Origin of the sequence: Caballeronia sp. LZ065 (assembly GCF_031450975.1) — a bacterium.
Taxonomy (GTDB): Bacteria; Pseudomonadota; Gammaproteobacteria; order Burkholderiales; family Burkholderiaceae; genus Caballeronia.
On the sequence record NZ_JARUXV010000004.1, the window covers coordinates 899,078 to 912,947 of the forward strand.

Sequence of the window (13,870 nt, forward strand, 5' to 3'; positions counted from 1 at the left end):
TGTTCAGTTCATGCCGAGCCGTTTCCCGATGCACAGCAACGCCGCGAGCGGCCACGCCTGGCACGGCGTGTGCGCACGCGGCGCGCGCCATGCTCAATCCGCGCCGAGCAGTTTCTCGATGCGCAGCAACTCTGCGAGCGACCACGCCTGGAACGGCGTGCCGCCGGGCGTGTGAGGCGCGTCGCCGTCGGCGACTTCGCTGATGTGATCCAGCCCGTAGCGGTCGAGATGCGCGTACAACGGCGTCAGGAAGCGCTCGCGCGCGCCCGCCGCGCCATGCACGCGCACCCACGCCTCGACGAACGGCCCGAGCAGCCATGGCCACACGGTGCCCTGGTGATATGCGCCGTCGCGTTCCAGCACGCCGCCCGCGTAATGCGGCCGGTACGCCGGGTCCGAGGGCGCGAGCGTGCGCAGGCCGAGTGGCGTCAGCAGTTGTGCTTCGACCTGGGCGACGACCGCGCGCGCCACCTCGTCCTCCATCAGCGCGAACGGCAACCCGCCCACCGCGAAAATCTGGTTCGGACGCACCGCGCGATCCACCTTGCCGGGCTCGTGATCGACGTCGACGACATCGTAGAGCGTGTGCGTGGCCGGATCGACGAAGCGCGCGGCGAACGCGCTGCGCGCCTGATCGCGCAATGTCTGCCACTGCGCGCTCCACGCCGAGCCCGCCGACAGCGCGTTGATCCACAGCGCCTGCACCTCGACCGGCTTGCCGATGCGCGGCGTCACGACCCAGTCGCCCGCCTTCGCGTCCATCCAGGTCAGTTGCACGCCGGGCACGCCCGCGCGCAGCAAGCCGTCGCTGTCGGCGGCGATGCCGAAGCGCGTACCGCGCGCATAGCCGTCGAGGATCGCGCCGACCGCGCGTTGCAGGCGGCTCGCCGTCGCGGCATGCGCGCGACCCGTCGCCAGATAGTCGTGCACGGCGACGACGAACCACAGCGACGCATCGACGGAGTTGTATTCCGGCAAGCCGCCGCTGTCGGGAAAGCGGTTCGGCACCATGCCTTCGGAAATCGTATCGGCCCATTCCAGCAGGATGGACTCGGCTTCGTCGTGGCGGCTCGATGCCAGCAGCAGGCCGCGCATCGAGATGAAGGTGTCGCGGCCCCAGTCCGTGAACCACGGAAAGCCCGCGATGATCGTGCGGCCGTTGCTGCGGTTGACCACGTAGGCATCGGCTGCGCGCGCGAGCCGCGAGCCGGACGCCGCGCGCCGCTGCGTTTCGGTCGCGGCGAGACGCGTCGCATGCGCGAGCGCGGCCTCCGCGTCCGGCCGCTCCGATCCTGTGTGGGCATGCAGGATCATGACGGCGTCGGCGCGCGCGAGATCGAAATGGAAGACGCCCGGCGCCGCGAGGTCTTCGATGAAATCGAGACCGCGCTCGCGTTCGCGCGCATAGCAGAAGTTGCGATACCAGTCGGGCGCATGCTCATACGCGCCATTCGCTTTCACGTCGATGACGGGCAGATCGCCATAAGGACGCCACTGCACGCGCTCGCCCTCGACGGTGGCATCGAAGGTGAATGCGGGGTTCTCGTGATGCAGCGCGTGGTAGTCGCGTCCGGAGACCAGGGGCCGCACGTGCAGATGCGCGTTCCCGTTCTGCCACGCGGACGGCGGCGCGCCCTCGACACGCCAGCGCAACACGGTCTCGCGGCTCTCCTTCGCGACGAACACCTCCGCCACGATCACCGCGTCCGCTTGCGCACCCACGCGAAAGCGCCACGTAGGCCAGGGCGATGTGTCGAAGGAAAGCAGGCTGGCGCGGACATCGGGATAACGGACGTCGGGCGCATAGTGCTGCATCGTCAGCGGAAAGCGCTGGCCGTCCACGTCGAGCCATGCCTCGACGCCATTGACGAGCGTGACGCGGCCCGCCGGCGGCTGCGTCGCCGCGAGCAGCAGCGCGTGATAGCGCCGCGTGCGCAGGGTGCCCACGGTGCCCGATGCAAAGCCGCCAAAGGCATCCGCCTCGAGCCATTCGTCTTCGAGACGCGCGTCGTCGAGGGGCGCGGGGCCCGTGCTGTCGATGCGTGTCATGGCGCGGCCTTGCGGTACTTCAGGCGATAGTCGTTCAGCGTGTGGCGCGCGCGACTCTGGATGGCGTGCTGCATCTGCGGCGTCCAGCCCAGCAGCCAGCCGCTCGGCCCGAGCGCCTGCCGGCTCCAGCGCCAGAGATCGAAGACATCGGTGTGTTCGGCGATGAGGCCGTCGCGGATCGCGAAGCGCGCGTGGATCTCGTTGACGACGAGCCTGCCGGTCGCGGAATACGTGTAGCGCGCCACGGCCCGCGCGCTCGCCACCTGGCCGATGGATTTGATGCTGTCGAAGGACAGCGAGAAGTCCGCCGCACGGCCGAGCAGCATGCGCCACATGTCGCCGGCTTCCCTGCCGCGCAGCACGCCGAACGCAGGGTCCTGGAACAGGATGTCGGGCGCGTAGCAGGCGGCCATCGCCTCGGCATCGAGATGCTGGAACGCAGTGTAGAACCGTTCGATCAGGGCGTTGTTGGGTGGGGCCATGGGATACGTTGCGCGCGCAAGAGGTTGAAGTGCGACGTCCGGCCGGCTGATGCTCACGGGGCCGGATGCACACATCATATCGCTCGCGGCCGCGGCGGTTCGGTGAAGGGTCCGCGAGATATCCCCTTACCGCCCGGGCAGTGGCTCCGCAGGGAATAGTGCTCCAACCGCGCACTTTCTTTCGCTGGCTCATTGGCGCGGCCAGATGAGCCGGGCACACCAGGAGCCCGCATGGCCATACAACCGATAACCGGCAAGGAGTCGTACTGGGGCGACGTGAAGCCGACGGACCGGCAGGTCTCGCTGATCAACCTGAGTCCGACGTTGCAGGGCGATCTCAATGACTACGGCAAAGCAGTTGCCGCCGGCGAGGTCAAGCCTTTCACGATCGGCCAGGACGACGGAAGTTACTTCGACCGTGGGAACCAGCAACGGATTGTGCTCGGCCACGACTTCGTCAATATGGACGACAACAACTGGATCGGGGGACTGTCGCACGAACTCGGTCACTTTGAAAATCGTCAGACCGATGAAGCCATGGCCGCTCGCTACAGCATTGCGGCACGCGACCCGGAGGCGTATGACACGCAGGCGATGATCGGCATGCGGGGCGAGGGCGAGGCGCTCTACAACAACTGGAAAGTCGAGCATGAGATTCTCGACCACACCGCGGGCAATGGTCAGCCGGGCACGCGCATCGGGATCTATGGCGATTGGCGCAACGGCACCATCGAGCGCACGCTCCAGTCCACGCATGAGGCCGACGTGCAATCAGGCCAGTCCGATGAACAGGACAGGAACCGGTTGATCGATAAGGCGGCGGGGTTCAACGCATTGCAGCGCCCGAGCGACCAGCCGTCGAGCACTTATTTCGAGTACTACGGCGGCGGTGACAAAAACGTCGTGCCGCCCGGGCTGGGCTCGCCGACTGCCGTGCAATTGAATGATCCGGCCGGTGACGGCAAGATCACGTCGATGAACGAAACCTACGCGTCCGGCATGCGGGGCACGCAGAATTTTGGCCCTGACGGCAAGCTCACCTCCGCGGACATCACGGATGCAAACGGTAACGTGCAGAGGCGTATCGGATATGCGCGGCAAATTGACGGCGCCTACACCGCCACGATTTACAACGGTCAAGGCGGTGTGACGGAGAGGGACGCCTTCGACAAGGGCGGCGCGTCGGTCGCCTACACGTTCAACAGAGACGGCACGCAAACCGCGCAAGCCTATGATGCTTCCGGCGCGCCGAAGGGCGAGGCGGTCGCGTCAAGCTCACCGCCCGCCGTAGCCGCACTGCCGGAATCGACGCAAACGGCGCAAGCCTATGGCAGCGCAGAGGCGAGCGACGCCGGCGAATCCGCATGAATCGCAGGCGCCGACATCCCCATCGGCGCCTGTTGCTGCCCTCACAGCAGCGTCGTGACCGCGTGAATCAGGATGCCCACCGCGCCGCCCACCAGCGTCCCGTTCACGCGGATGAACTGCAAGTCCCGCCCGATGTTCAGCTCGACGTCGCGCACGAGCGTCGCGTCGTCCCATTGCTTGACCGTCGCGGCGATATGCTTCGCGATGCCGTCGCGCAACTCCGGCGCCAGCGCCTTCAGCGCGTCGCGCATGTGCTCGTTGATTGAATCGCGCAGGGCGGGATCGTTGCCGAGCGCCGCGGCGAAACCGCCCGCCATCGCGACCACCTTCATGTGCAGCGCCGAGTCGGGCCGCTTGATGTCGGCATCGAGCCACGCGACGAATTCGTCCCAGAGACCGTTCACATAGTCGCGCAGTTCCGGCCGCTCGAGCCATTCGCGCTTGTGCTCGTCGATGCGCGCCTTGAACGCCGGGTCCGTGCGCAGACGTTCGACAAAGCGTGCCACGGCGGCATCGAAGGCCAGGCGGCGTTCATGCTCCGGATCGCTGCTGACGTCGTGCAGCCACTGGTTCGCGCCGCGCACGAGACCCGCCGCGAACTTGCTGCCGAGATCCTCGGCGTTCAGTCCGACGAAGCCCAGCATGCCCACCAGCTTCGGATACTCCTCGCCCGCCACCGCGACGATGCGCGCCGCGAGCATCTCCTGCACTTCGGGCTTGTCGAGCCATGCGGCCAGCTGCGTGAGCCCTTCGTCGAGCAGCAACTGATGCCGCCGGTCCGAGGTCAGCGACGCCAGCACGCCACCCGCTGCGCCGGCCAGATCGAACTGGTCAGCGCGGCGGCGCAGCGTGTCGTGCAGCATGGTCTTGATGCGGTCGTCATCGGCGAAGGACAGCAGCTGGCCCACCGCCGTTACCGCCTTCTTGCCGAGCAGCTCGGCGTTCTTCGGCTCGGCAAGCCAGAGCGACAGGCGGCTCGCCGGATCGAACGCGTTCACGCGCGCCACCAGCGCATCGGTGCCGAGAAAGCGGTCGCGCACGAACGCGGCGAGGTTGTCGCCGACGCGCGCCTTGTTCGCGGGCAGGATCGCCGTGTGCGGAATGGGCACGCCGAGCGGATGGCGGAACAGCGCGACCACCGCGAACCAGTCGGCGAGCGCGCCGACCATCGCCGCTTCCGCGAACGACGATACCCACGCCCATAGCCCCGCATCGTGCCGGCTCTTGGCGAGCGCGAACAACGCGCCGGCCGCGATCAGCAGCGCGAAGGCGAACCACTTCATTCTTTTTAGCGCAACGGCTTTGTCCTGCGTTTCCATCGGGTGTGCTTTCAGGGTTTCGACGAGGCCGCCAGCATACCAGCCCGCTTCTGCAAGGAAAGCAGCGCGTCCATGGCACGCGCGGCATCGTCGGCGGGCACGAAGAGGTGATCGTGATACGCGGCCGCCATCACGTTGCAGCTGATGCCCGCTTCGCCGAGCGCCTGCGCGAACGCCGCCGTCAGCCCCACCGCATGCAGGTCCGAGTGCACGGTCAGCGTGATCCACGCCGCGCGGAACAGCGGCGTCAGGCCCGCCGCCTGCGCCGCGTGTTCCTCCATCACCACCGTCAGGCCCTCGCGTTCGCGAAAGGTCGCGATGACGTCAGCGCTCGCGGGCGCGCTTTCAAGCGCGACCGATGCGAACACATACACGCCCGGCTGAAGCTCGGGCTCCATCGAAGCGATGAGCGCACCCAGGTCACGCAGCATTTTCAGCGGGCCTCGCACGTGCCAGCACCGGCCGCAACGCCGTGCCCGTGTGGCTGCGCGGATGCGTCGCCAGCGTATCCGGGTCCGCCGCCGCGACGATCGTGCCGCCGTTCACACCGCCTTCCGGACCGAGATCGAGCACCCAGTCGGCTTCGGCGATCACGTCGAGATCGTGCTCGATGACGATCACGCTATGCCCGCCGTCGACCAGCCTGTGCAGCACGCGAATCAGCTTTGCGACGTCGGCCATGTGCAGGCCGACCGTCGGCTCGTCGAGCACGTAGAGCGTGTGCGGCGGCTTCTGGCCGCGCCGCGTGATGTCGTCGCGCACCTTCGACAACTCCGTCACGAGCTTGATGCGCTGCGCCTCGCCGCCGGAGAGCGTCGGCGAAGGCTGGCCGAGCGTCAGATAACCGAGGCCGACATCGCGCAGCAATTGCAGCGGGTGCGCGATGCTTTGCATCGACGAGAAGAACTCGACGGCCTCGTCGATTTCCATGGTCAGTACTTCGCCGATGTTCTTGCCGCGCCACGTCACCGCCAGCGTTTCCGGATTGAAGCGCTGGCCGTGGCACACGTCGCACGGCACCTTCACGTCCGGCAGGAAACTCATCGCGATGGTGCGCACGCCCTGGCCCTCGCAGGCCGGGCAGCGTCCCTCACCCGTGTTGAACGAGAAGCGCGACGGCGTATAGCCGCGCGCGCGGGCTTCGAGCGTATCGGCAAACAGCTTGCGGATCGTGTCCCACATGCCGATGTACGTGGCCGGACACGAGCGCGGCGTCTTGCCGATCGGCGTCTGATCCACTTCGAGCACGCGGTCGATCGACTCGAAACCGGTCACGCCGCTGCAACCCTGCCATGCATGCTTGACGTCGAACTTCGGCCGCGGCGCTTCGCGCGCAAGCACGCTGGCGCGCGATCCCGGCGCCGGCTTGTCGGCCTGCGCCGACTTGCGCGCGCGCCGCACCGCCGGCGACGACAGCACCGAGCGCCCGACCGCGTCGAGCAGGTTGGTCATCAGCACATCGCGCGCGAGCGTCGACTTGCCGGAGCCGGATACGCCCGTGATCGCGACCAGCCGGTTCAAAGGCACGCTCGCGGTCACGTTGCGCAGGTTGTGCAGCGTCGCGCCTTCGACCGTGAGCCATTGCTCCGGCACGGCGGCGCGCTTCGCGGTGGCGGCGCGCACTTCGCGGCGCGGCTGCAGCGGATGCACGATCGGGTTGGCGAGGAACTGGCCGGTCAGCGACGCCTTGTGGGCCGCGAGATCCGTCACGTTGCCCTGCGCGACCACGGTGCCGCCGCGCTTGCCCGCGCCCGGCCCGATGTCGATGATGTGATCCGCGTGGCGGATGGTGTCCTCGTCATGTTCCACAACAACGAGCGTGTTGCCCTTGTCGTTGAGCTTCTTGAGCGCGGTCAGCAGGATCAGGTTGTCGCGCGGATGCAGGCCGATGGTCGGTTCATCGAGCACATAGCACACGCCTTGCAGGTTGCTGCCAAGCTGCGCGGCAAGACGGATGCGCTGCGCTTCGCCGCCGGAGAGCGTCGGCGCGGCGCGGTCCAGGCTCAGATAACCGAGTCCGACTTCTTCGAGGAATTGCAGACGCCCTTCGATCTCGCTCACCACGTCACGCGCAATGTCAGCGTCACGGCCCTTGAGCTTGAGCGTCGAGATCCATTCGCGCGTATCGCTGACGGTCCAGCGGCCCACTTCCGTGATCGGATAGTCGCCGAACGTGACTGCCCGCGCGACGTCGTTCAAACGCGTGCCTTCGCAATCCGGGCACGGCTGATCGACGATGTCGTCCGGCTCCTGATCCACCGAGCCGATGGTCTGCTCGCGGCCGCGATCGTCCTGCGCGAAGAGGGTGTCGTCGAACGCGGCGCGCTGCTCGCGCGTCAGCTTCACGCCGGTGCCCACGCAGGTGTTGCACCAGCCATGCTTGCTGTTGTACGAGAACATGCGCGGATCGAGTTCGGGATAGCTCGTGCCGCATACCGGACAGGCCCGCTTGGTCGAGAACACGCGCATTGCTTCCGCGCCACGACGCTTGCCGTCGGCCCAGGAACCGTACAGATCATCGAGCGGCGCGAGCAGATGCATCACGCCCTTGCCGATTTCAAGCGTGTCGTCGAGCAGGCGGCGCAACTCGCCTTCGTTTTCCGGCGTGACGATCAGATCCGCCACCGGCAGTTCGATCGTGTGTTCGCGGAAACGGTCGAGCTTGGGCCACGGACTGACCGGCAGGAACTCGCCGTCCACGCGCAGATGCGTGTTGCCGCGCGCCTTCGCCCACTTCGCCAGATCCGTATAGACGCCCTTGCGGTTCACGACGAGCGGCGCAAGCAGCCCGACATGCGCGCCCTTGAAATCGCGCATGATCTGCGCGGCGATCGATTCCGAACTCTGCGACTGCACCGGCGTGCCGTCGTGAATGCAGTGCTGGATGCCGAGCTTCACATACAGCAGGCGCAGAAAGTGCCAGACTTCCGAGGTCGTCGCAACCGTGGACTTGCGCCCGCCGCGCGACAAACGCTGCTCGATGGCGACGGTCGGCGGAATGCCGTACACGGCATCCACTTCCGGGCGGCCCGCCGGCTGCACGATGGAACGCGCATAGGCATTCAGCGATTCGAGATAACGGCGCTGGCCTTCGTGGAACAGGATGTCGAAGGCGAGCGTCGACTTGCCCGAACCCGACACCCCCGTCACGACGTTGAACTTGTTGTGCGGGATATCGACGTCGAGCGACTTCAGGTTGTGCTCGCGCGCGTTGACGATGCGCACTACGTCCTCGCCCTGCAACGCGCGCCGTGCGCTCGCCACTTCGGCGGCGAGTTGCAGCGGCACGCCCGCGCGCCTGTCCGCCGCGCCCGGCGCCATGGCTTCTTCGTAGTCCAGCAGCGCCCGGCCGGTATGCGAGTGCGCGCAGGCGGCCACGTCGTCCGGCGTGCCGACGCATATCACCTGACCGCCGCCGTCGCCGCCTTCGGGACCGAGATCGATGATCCAGTCAGCCGCACGGATCACGTCGAGATTGTGCTCGATCACGATCAGCGAATGGCCGCGCTCGAGCAGCCGGCCGAGCGCGCGCATCAGCTTGGCGATGTCGTCGAAATGCAGGCCGGTGGTCGGTTCGTCGAACATGAAGAGGCGGCTTTCCGGCGCATTGCCCTTCTTGCCCTTCGTGCCGTCCGACGTCTCCGCGAGAAAGCCCGCGAGCTTCAAACGCTGCGCTTCCCCGCCCGAGAGCGTCGGCACCGGCTGACCCAGCTTCACGTATTCGAGCCCGACATCGACGATCGGTTGCAGCACGCGCAGTACTTCGCGGTCGTCGGCGAACAACTCGACCGCTTCGCTGACGGTCAGTTCGAGCACGTCCGCGACGCTCAAATGCCGCCCGCCGCGCTCGATCTTCACTTCGAGAATCTCCGCGCGATAACGACGGCCGTCGCAGTCCGGGCAACGCAGATAGACATCGCTCAGGAACTGCATCTCGACATGCTCGAAGCCCGAGCCGCCGCAGGTCGGGCAACGGCCATCGCCCGAATTGAAGCTGAACATGCTCGCGCTGTAGCCGCGCTGGAGCGCGAGCGGCGCCTTCGCGTAGAGCTTGCGGATTTCATCGAACGCGCCGACGTAACTCGCCGGATTCGAGCGCGCCGTCCGGCCAATCGGCGATTGATCGACGAACACGACATCGCTCAATTGCTCCGCGCCCTTCAGGTCGCGGAACGCGCCGGGCGCATCAGTCGCCTTGCCGAAATGGCGCATCAGCGCGGGGGCGAGCACGTCCTGGATCAGCGTCGATTTGCCCGAACCCGACACGCCCGTCACGCAGACGAGACGCTGCAACGGAATCTCGACGGTGACGTCGCGCAGATTGTGGTCGCTCGCGCCTTCGAGCACGAGGCGCGGCGTGTTCTTGTCGACGGCACGCCGTTTCCAGTTCGACGCATGCGCCACCTGCTTGCGGCCGCCGAGATAGGCGCCGGTGAGCGTATCGGTGGACTGGATTTCGCCGGGCGTGCCGTCATAGACGATCTGCCCGCCGCGCTCGCCCGGACCGGGCCCCATGTCGATCAGACGATCCGCCGCCAGCATCACCGAAGGATCATGCTCGACGACGACGAGCGTATTGCCCGCATCGCGCAGCCGGTGCATGGCCTCAACGATACGGTTCAGGTCGCGCGGATGCAGCCCGATGCTCGGTTCATCGAGCACGAACAGCGTGTTCACCAGCGAGGTGCCGAGCGCGGTGGTCAGGTTGATGCGCTGCACTTCGCCGCCGGAGAGCGTGCGGCTCTGGCGATCGAGCGTCAGATAGCCCAGGCCGACATCGCACAAATATTTGAGGCGCGTGCGCACTTCGGCGTGCAGCAGCTTGAGCGCTTCGTCGAGCAAGGTGGACGGCAGCGTCAGCGCATCGAAGAAGCGGCGGATGCGCTCGATCGGCATCAGCATGAGGTCGTGCACGGTCAGGCCGGGCAGCGCTTCGAGTTGCGCGCGCGTCCATTCGACGCCTTCCGGCATGAAGCGATTCGCCGGCGGCAGCACCGCATCCGCCTGCTCCTTTGTACCGAGACGCCACAGCAGCGATTCGGTCTTCAGGCGCGCGCCAGCGCAGACCGGGCATGTGGTGTAGCTGCGGTATTTCGACAGCAGCACGCGAATGTGCATCTTGTAGGCTTTCGACTCCAGATAGTCGAAGAAGCGCTGCACGCCGTACCACTGGTTCTGCCACTTGCCGGTCCAGTCGGGCGAGCCCTTGATGACCCAGTCGCGTTCCTGTTGCGTCAGCTCGTTCCACGGCACGCCGAGCCGGATGCCCGCCTTCGCGCCGTAACGCACGAGATCGTCCTGGTTTTCCTTCCACGCGGGCGTTTGCAGCGTCTTGACCGCGCCTTCGCGCAAGGTCTTCTTCTCGTCGGGAATCACGAGCCCGTAATCGACGCCGATCACCCGGCCGAAGCCCCGGCAGGTTTCGCACGCGCCATAGGCCGAGTTGAACGAGAACAGCGCCGGCTGCGGGTCCGCGTAGCGCAGGTCGCTTTCCGGGCTGTGCAGGCCCGTGGAAAAGCGCCAGATGTCTGGGTCGCCCTCGTCCTTCAGCACGTAGACGTCCACCCGGCCAGTGCCGCGCAACAGCGCGCTTTCGATCGCCTCCAGCGCACGCGAGCGTTCCGTGTTCTGCAGCCGGAAGCGGTCCGCGACGACATCGAGCATCTGCCGTTTGCCGCTCGCGGTTTCGATGTGGCGCTTCGCCTGCACGCGTGTATAGCCGCTTGCGGACAGCCATTGCTCGACTTCCGCGTCGCTGGCGGTGTCGGGCAACTCGACCGGGAACGTGATCGCGAGACGCGGATCGTCGGCGCGCGTGCGTTCGAGCAGTTCGGCGTAGATCGTCTCGGGCGTGTCATGGCGCACGCGGTGCGAGGTTTTTTTGTCGAACAGCTCGGCAGCGCGGGCGTAGAACAGTTTCAGATGGTCGTTCAGCTCGGTCATCGTGCCGACGGTCGAACGCGAGCTGCGCACCGGATTCGTCTGGTCGATGGCGATGGCGGGCGGCACGCCATCCACGCGCTCCACCTGCGGACGGTCCATCCGGTCGAGGAACTGACGCGCGTAGGCGCTGAAGGTTTCGACATAGCGGCGCTGGCCTTCGGCGTAGAGCGTGTCGAACACGAGACTTGACTTGCCGGACCCGGACGGGCCGGTCACGACGGTCATCTGGCCGGTGTGCAGGTCGAGGTCGAGATTCTTGAGATTGTGCTGACGTGCGCCGCGGATGCGGATTGCGTTGTTCGATGCCAATTTGTCAACCGGTTCAAAGAGTTAGGCGGCCAATCACGGCCTCGGGCGAGGTGAGCGCGTGTTCGGAAGCGCACACCGGCCGCAGCGAACAGTACTGTACACGCATACAGTGGTTGTCGCCAAACGTGTCGGGAGTGTCTGCCTGGGGTGCGCAAGACACTCGCCTGATCGACAGGTCACTCCAGATGGTGGAGCACTTCGGCAGCCACGGCGTCGGGGGCTTCGCGCAGTGGAAAATGCCCCGCCCCGTCGATCACGACGCGCCGGTAGCCCGCCTCGAAATGGGTTTCCTGGCCCTCCGAGCTGGCCGGTTCATCGCAGGCATCGGCGCCGCCCTGGATCATCAGCGCGGGCACGCCGATGCGCTCGATCGTCCCGAGACGGGCGTACAGGTCGGCCAGCGCCGGATCGGACGGCTGATCGCCGCGCCAGCGCCGCCGATACGCATTGAGCGTGATCGGCACCCAATCGGGATTCTCGAAGGCGCGTGCGGTGATGTCGAATTCGGACTCGTCGAACCAGCCGGGCGGCGACCAAGTGTCCCACTGGAAGCGCGCGAAGCCCTTCGGATCGGCGGCGACGGCGTCCGGGCCGCCGTCGAGCGACATGAACCACTGGTACCAGAAACGCCGCGCCTGGGAAAAATCCGGCAGGCGGAACGCGCCGCGCGGCTGGTAAGCCAATGCGAGCGCGGCCATGCGGCGCACCCGCTGGGGAAACAGCGCGGCGAGCGTGTAAGCGGCGCGCGCACCCCAGTCATGACCGACGACATCGAATTGCGCGATGCCGAGCGCGTCGACCAGATCGATTGCATCCTGGGCAAGCGCGACGCCGGAGCCGTCGCGAACCGTGTCCGGCGAGAGGAAACGCGTGCCGCCCGCGCCGCGCAGCTCCGGCACGATGGTGCGGCGGCCGGCGTCGTTGAGGCGCGCGGCGATTGGGTTCCAGGCGCGGGCGGCGTCGGGCCAGCCGTGCAGCAGAAGGGTCACAGGACCGTCGCGGGGGCCGGAATCGGCGTAGGAAATGTCGAGCGTCGGTGTGCGGGCGTGGAGAGCGAAGTCAAGCATGGCGAGACTCCTCAGCGGGAACGCGAAGGGGGAAGGTCATTCTAGCGACGCGGCGGGGGGCGTGCTTGGCGGGGATTGGCATGCGCGGCGGCGGCCTGCGCGGCGGCCTTGGCGTGCGCCGCGGGCCAGGCATGCGCAGCCCGCTGAGCAGGCTGGGTGCGCTCGACGTACTTCGCACACCGGTCGCGCCCCGCCCTTCCCCGCTCAAGCCCCGATCAACACCCCGCTTCGGATCGGCGTCTCGCCCGTCACGCGCCCCATCGCCGCGCCGGCGGGCACGAAGCGGATCGCGCGCCGCATGTAGAACACGCCGTCGTTCCGCGTGGTGACAGTCGTGACGACGTCCGTGATCGGATCGACGATATCGAACACCGGATCGCCCGCCCGCAACCGCGCGCCCACCTTCGCCCGATACACGACGATGCCGCTCACCGGCGCCGTCAGCTGCTCGCTGCCCGCGAGCGGCGTCGCAGGCTGAGCGAGCAGCGGCGGCGTGCGCGCTTCACCCTCGATCACGCCGCGCCCGATCAGGAACTGGACGATCGCCTCGGCATCGTGCGCAGCGGTGTCGTAATCGACGTCGCGCTGGCCGCGGTATTCCACCGTCGCAGCAAGATTCGGCGCGGCCAGCGGCACGGCGTCGCCCAGACGCTCGCGAACCTGGTTCCACAAGAGCGCGTGGGCTTCATCGAACGATTGCCCGCCGGAATCCGTCGCGAGCAGCACGCCATTGGCGCCGAGATGGCGCGCGAGCGGTTCGAGCGCCGGCCAGCTCGACGGACTTGTATACAGATGCACGGTAGCCTCGAGCGAGCAGTGCAGATCGAGCACGATATCCGCCTGCGACGCGAGCCTGAGCAGCACGAGCCGCACGTCTTCGAACTCGTTTTTCACTTTCGTCTCGCCGAGCATCGCGAGCAACGCAGCGCGCACGAGACGCGCGTTGTGCGCCCCATCCTGCGGCGAGAATGGCTCCGCCACACGCTCGATGAGCGCCGCCGCGGTCGGCAGCGGAAAGCCGCGGTTGAAGTTCTGGCCGCTGTTCGCCTCGAAGCGCCCAAGGAATTGCCCGAGCACATGCTGCGACAGCCCGATGGGATTCGCCACCGGCACCAGCACCACGGCGCCGCGCATGCGTCCCTGCGCCTCCAGATCGGCGAGACGCTTCTTGAGGGTCCAGGCGGCGAGCATCGCGGGCGTTTCGTCGGCGTGCAGCGATGCCTGGATGTATACCCGCTCGCCCGCCGCCCGCGCGTCACCGAAATGAAAGCTGACGAGTTCGCGGGTCGTGCCGAGGGTGGTCGAGAGAAGAGCGTCGCGTCGGATGTGCATG

The 13,870-nt window shown here is 67.1% G+C and carries 8 protein-coding genes; 1 reads left to right on the top strand and 7 read right to left on the bottom strand.

What is annotated here, in order from left to right; genetic code table 11:
• Nucleotides 1-93: 93 nt before the first annotated feature.
• Nucleotides 94-2,049 carry an amylo-alpha-1,6-glucosidase gene (locus QCE63_RS30665; RefSeq protein WP_309838276.1) on the bottom strand — a complete coding sequence of 652 codons (1,956 nt, stop codon included), beginning with the start codon at nt 2,047-2,049 and terminating at the stop codon, nt 94-96.
• Nucleotides 2,046-2,531, bottom strand: a complete 486-nt coding sequence (locus QCE63_RS30670; protein ID WP_309838277.1) for a nuclear transport factor 2 family protein — start codon at nt 2,529-2,531, stop codon at nt 2,046-2,048. The genes QCE63_RS30665 and QCE63_RS30670 overlap by 4 nt, the downstream gene beginning before the upstream one ends.
• Nucleotides 2,532-2,762: 231 nt before the next feature.
• Here QCE63_RS30670 and QCE63_RS30675 point away from each other — a divergent pair, with 231 nt between their 5' ends.
• On the top strand, nt 2,763-3,899 hold the full coding sequence (locus tag QCE63_RS30675) for a hypothetical protein (protein ID WP_309838278.1): 1,137 nt from the start codon (nt 2,763-2,765) through the stop codon (nt 3,897-3,899).
• A gap of 41 nt (nt 3,900-3,940) precedes the next feature.
• Here the strand turns inward: QCE63_RS30675 and QCE63_RS30680 are convergent, their stop codons facing one another.
• From QCE63_RS30680 to QCE63_RS30700, 5 genes are all read right to left on the bottom strand, one after another.
• The gene (locus tag QCE63_RS30680; RefSeq protein ID WP_309838279.1) at nt 3,941-5,182 is read right to left on the bottom strand and encodes a DUF445 domain-containing protein; all 1,242 of its coding nucleotides are present in this window, start codon (nt 5,180-5,182) and stop codon (nt 3,941-3,943) included.
• 47 nt (nt 5,183-5,229) lie between these two features.
• A complete protein-coding gene (locus QCE63_RS30685) occupies nt 5,230-5,649 on the bottom strand; it encodes an ACT domain-containing protein (RefSeq protein ID WP_309838281.1) in 420 nt (139 codons plus the stop codon).
• Nucleotides 5,639-11,470: an excinuclease ABC subunit UvrA gene (gene uvrA, locus QCE63_RS30690; protein WP_309838282.1), complete on the bottom strand. Its 5,832-nt coding sequence runs from the start codon at nt 11,468-11,470 to the stop codon at nt 5,639-5,641. Before uvrA ends, QCE63_RS30685 begins: the two co-directional genes overlap by 11 nt.
• A gap of 176 nt (nt 11,471-11,646) precedes the next feature.
• Complete coding sequence (locus QCE63_RS30695; RefSeq protein WP_309838283.1) at nt 11,647-12,537, bottom strand: alpha/beta hydrolase; 891 nt, start codon at nt 12,535-12,537, stop codon at nt 11,647-11,649.
• 204 nt (nt 12,538-12,741) lie between these two features.
• Nucleotides 12,742-13,869, bottom strand: a complete 1,128-nt coding sequence (locus tag QCE63_RS30700) for a M14 family metallopeptidase (RefSeq protein ID WP_309838284.1) — start codon at nt 13,867-13,869, stop codon at nt 12,742-12,744.
• Between the last annotated feature and the right edge of the window lies 1 nt (nt 13,870).

Bases quoted from the DNA above. Each gene is read 5' to 3' on its own strand.
- QCE63_RS30670 (WP_309838277.1), bottom strand. From the start codon at position 2,531: ATGGCCCCACCCAACAACGCCCTGATCGAACGGTTCTACACTGCGTTC.
- QCE63_RS30680 (WP_309838279.1), bottom strand. From the start codon at position 5,182: ATGAAGTGGTTCGCCTTCGCGCTGCTGATCGCGGCCGGCGCGTTGTTC.
- QCE63_RS30665 (WP_309838276.1), bottom strand. From the start codon at position 2,049: ATGACACGCATCGACAGCACGGGCCCCGCGCCCCTCGACGACGCGCGT.
- QCE63_RS30695 (WP_309838283.1), bottom strand. From the start codon at position 12,537: ATGCTTGACTTCGCTCTCCACGCCCGCACACCGACGCTCGACATTTCC.
- QCE63_RS30675 (WP_309838278.1), top strand. From the start codon at position 2,763: ATGGCCATACAACCGATAACCGGCAAGGAGTCGTACTGGGGCGACGTG.
- QCE63_RS30700 (WP_309838284.1), bottom strand. From the start codon at position 13,869: ATGCACATCCGACGCGACGCTCTTCTCTCGACCACCCTCGGCACGACC.
- QCE63_RS30685 (WP_309838281.1), bottom strand. From the start codon at position 5,649: ATGCTGCGTGACCTGGGTGCGCTCATCGCTTCGATGGAGCCCGAGCTT.